This is a genomic window from Rhodoferax sp., assembly GCF_028689305.1.
Lineage (GTDB): Bacteria > Pseudomonadota > Gammaproteobacteria > Burkholderiales > Burkholderiaceae_C > Rhodoferax.
Genome location: NZ_JAQTWM010000023.1, coordinates 43,443 through 46,095, shown reverse-complemented (window position 1 = coordinate 46,095; position 2,653 = coordinate 43,443). Strand labels below are relative to the sequence as shown.

Annotated in this window: 5 protein-coding genes; 1 reads left to right on the top strand and 4 read right to left on the bottom strand. The window is 63.3% G+C overall.

Features of this window, described 5'->3' with window-relative positions; all coding sequences use genetic code 11:
* Positions 1–570, top strand: a 570-nt coding sequence (locus PHW99_RS07165) for an IclR family transcriptional regulator C-terminal domain-containing protein (protein ID WP_300175177.1), incomplete at its 5' end; no start/stop codon positions are given.
* A 22-nt stretch (positions 571–592) separates the two neighbouring features.
* Here the strand turns inward: PHW99_RS07165 and PHW99_RS07160 are convergent.
* The 4 genes from PHW99_RS07160 to PHW99_RS07145 form a co-directional block, all read right to left on the bottom strand.
* On the bottom strand, positions 593–1,201 hold the full coding sequence (locus PHW99_RS07160) for a glutathione binding-like protein (protein ID WP_300175175.1): 609 nt from the start codon (positions 1,199–1,201) through the stop codon (positions 593–595).
* 28 nt (positions 1,202–1,229) lie between these two features.
* Positions 1,230–1,883 carry a hypothetical protein gene (locus tag PHW99_RS07155; RefSeq protein WP_300175173.1) on the bottom strand — a complete coding sequence of 218 codons (654 nt, stop codon included), beginning with the start codon at positions 1,881–1,883 and terminating at the stop codon, positions 1,230–1,232.
* Positions 1,883–2,260, bottom strand: coding sequence for a hypothetical protein (locus PHW99_RS07150; RefSeq protein WP_300175171.1), 378 nt, complete (start codon positions 2,258–2,260; stop codon positions 1,883–1,885). The genes PHW99_RS07155 and PHW99_RS07150 overlap by 1 nt, the downstream gene beginning before the upstream one ends.
* A gap of 158 nt (positions 2,261–2,418) precedes the next feature.
* A partial coding sequence (locus PHW99_RS07145; protein WP_300175169.1) for a LuxR C-terminal-related transcriptional regulator occupies positions 2,419–2,653 on the bottom strand: 235 nt, incomplete at its 5' end.

The following is a 2,653-nucleotide window of genomic DNA, read 5'->3' as shown; positions in this document are numbered from 1 at the left end:
CTGTTCTGGCTGACACCACGGGTGTTGCGGCTGGGACAGTCCTACCTGGAGTCGGCCCGGCTGCCCCGCATCGTGCAGCCGTTTTTGCAGCGCGTGACCGCAGGCACCCAGGAGATTGCCTATGTGAGCGTGCTCGACGGCGAAGACATTGTCTACATTGCCCGCAACGGCTCCAACCGCAGCATGAACACCGGCTTTGTGCTGGGCTCACGCGTGCCAGCGCAAGTCACGGCGGCAGGCATGTTGATGTTGTCGATGCGCGCACCCGAGTGGCTGGACAACTGGCTGCAGCACCATGAGCTCAAGACCTACACCTCCTACACCATCGCCAGCAAAGACCGTTTGCGGCTGGAGCTGGCCCGCATCCGCCAGCAAGGCTGGGCGGTATCGGAGCAGCAGCTGGAGCTGATCTACCGTGGTGTGGCCGTGCCCCTGATGGACCGCCGGGGTGAGCTGGTCGGGGCACTGAACGTCACCATGCCCATGGGTCACGAAACCCGCGAAGATGCCGTGGCCCGCGTGTTGCCGGTGCTGCAGGAGACGGCGCGGGCGATGCGTAATCTGATCTGAAGCGAGACGGTTGTGCGGCGGCTCAGGTCCGAGGCGGGATCAAGTATTCCTTGCGCATGGCCTGCTGGGTGGCCGGACGCGCCGCCATGCGCTGCAGGTACGGACCCAGATGCGGGCGGGCACGTGCCGGGCGGCTGCTGAGGCCACGCGTCCAGCGGCACAGCGTGAAGACATAGGGGTCCAGCGCACTGAAGTTGCGGCCCATGAACCAGGGGCCGCCGTGGCGTGCCAGCTCGGTGTCAAGCTGGTCCAGCAATTCCCCGACCTTGTCCCGGGCAAGCGCCTTGACCTCGGCGTCGGTGGTGTCATCGTTGTGCCAGCGCTCGGGGTGGAAGTAAACCAGCAAGGTATCTTGCAGCGAGTTGTTCAGCCACACCAGCCGCTTGTAAAAGTGGCCACGTTCGATCGAACCCATGGCGGGTGCCAGCTTCATTTTCGGATGGGCATCACACAGGTGCAGGCAGATCGCGACGGTTTTGTACCGTGCCAGGTCACCCGCAGTCAGTGTCGGCAGGACCTTGTTGGCGCTCAGGCGCAGGTAGGCCGGGGCCTTGTGAGCCGCGTCGGCGCGGTCTGGCCTGACGCGCTCAAACGGAACACCGAGTTCCTCCAGCAACAGGTTGGGAATCATGTTGGTTCAGATCTGTCCAGGCTGGTGATCACCGGGAGCCGAGGGGCCGTACCGTTCCCGTCACGACCACGTTGGGCTCGCCAGCGCAGTAGTCGGCCTGGCCACTGACGATGCCGTCGCGCACTTTCAGCTTCAGGACCGTGCACACGGCGCCGATTTTGTCGGCCCTGGTCCGGGCGGCATCTTCCAGATCGTAGATCTTCTTGGTCAGGGCCTCTACCGGCGCGTTGAATGCCATGTTGCAGGCAAGCTGTTGCGGCTCGGGCAGGTGCTGACATGTCGCCGTCATCTCGTCGAGCTTGGCATTGAGTTGCGCATGGGCAGCGTCGAGTCCGGGCACGTCGTCTTTCGCCATGGAGGCCGCCCGCTTTTCTGCCTCACTTCGCTCCACCGTGACCAGCAGGCCATAACTGGCCACGACCATGTCCAGACGCCGGCTGCCCAATGTCTTGGCGCCCCTGAACCAGGTCGATTCACCTTCCTGCACAGCGCCGGCACGACCATCGGTGGTTTTCCAGCGTGCGGTCATGCCGTTGGCCAGCTGCAACTCCCAGGTGAACTGTCCGGTGAGGCTGTTGCGCGGCCGTCCGGACAGGTCCAGCGGATGGGCAGCGGCCCCGGAAACACACAGTCCGGCAAGAAGAACGGCAGTCAGACAACGTTGCCTATGACATCTTGACATCAGCGCCACTTCCCGCCTTGTCCCAGGCAACCTGATTTGGCGTCAGCCAGATCACTGGCGCTGCGTTTGTAGTAGTAGGCATCCACCGGTTGGCCGAACAGGCCTTCACACACGCCTTGTGGACTGGGCGGACAGGCATCCAGATAACTGACTTTGGGCGGCGCGCCCAGACCGGCCCCGATGTCAGCGATGCCTTTGCAGGTGTCCTGGAAACGTGTCTTGTCAACGCCCTTGTTGACCATGCAGTCCTTGATGTTCACCACCTGGTTGCCAATTTTGAGGCTGCCTTCGAGCAGGCAGGCCTTGTCGGCGGCGGCCTGCACCCCCGCCGCGGCCAGCAGGACCACGATCACGCCCAGTCTTGTCATCACACGCACAGCAATCTCCTGTTCCAGGCGCCGGGATCGGGTGATCCTGGTCACCAGAAATGTTCACTTTTGATGAGAGGCGCGATGGTAGAAGCGAATCGGTGCTACCGCCACCCCCTTGGATGGGGGGATTTTTGTGGGTGTATTGGTTGGCTGTTGTACCGAAGCTAGGCCTGGCGCAGGGTCGCCATCAGGTCGGTCTGGGAAGAGCAGCCGAGTTTTTCATAGACCGCTTTCACGCAGTCACGCAGCACCGCCTCGCTGATCGACAGGCGCGCGCGCGCCGCTTCACGGCTGCCACCGATCGCCATCCAGAAGGCGACCTCCATCTGCCGGGGTGACAAGGGTGCAGCGCACAGATTACGCCACACGCGCAGGGGCAAGGGCGTTCTGCGTGTCAGG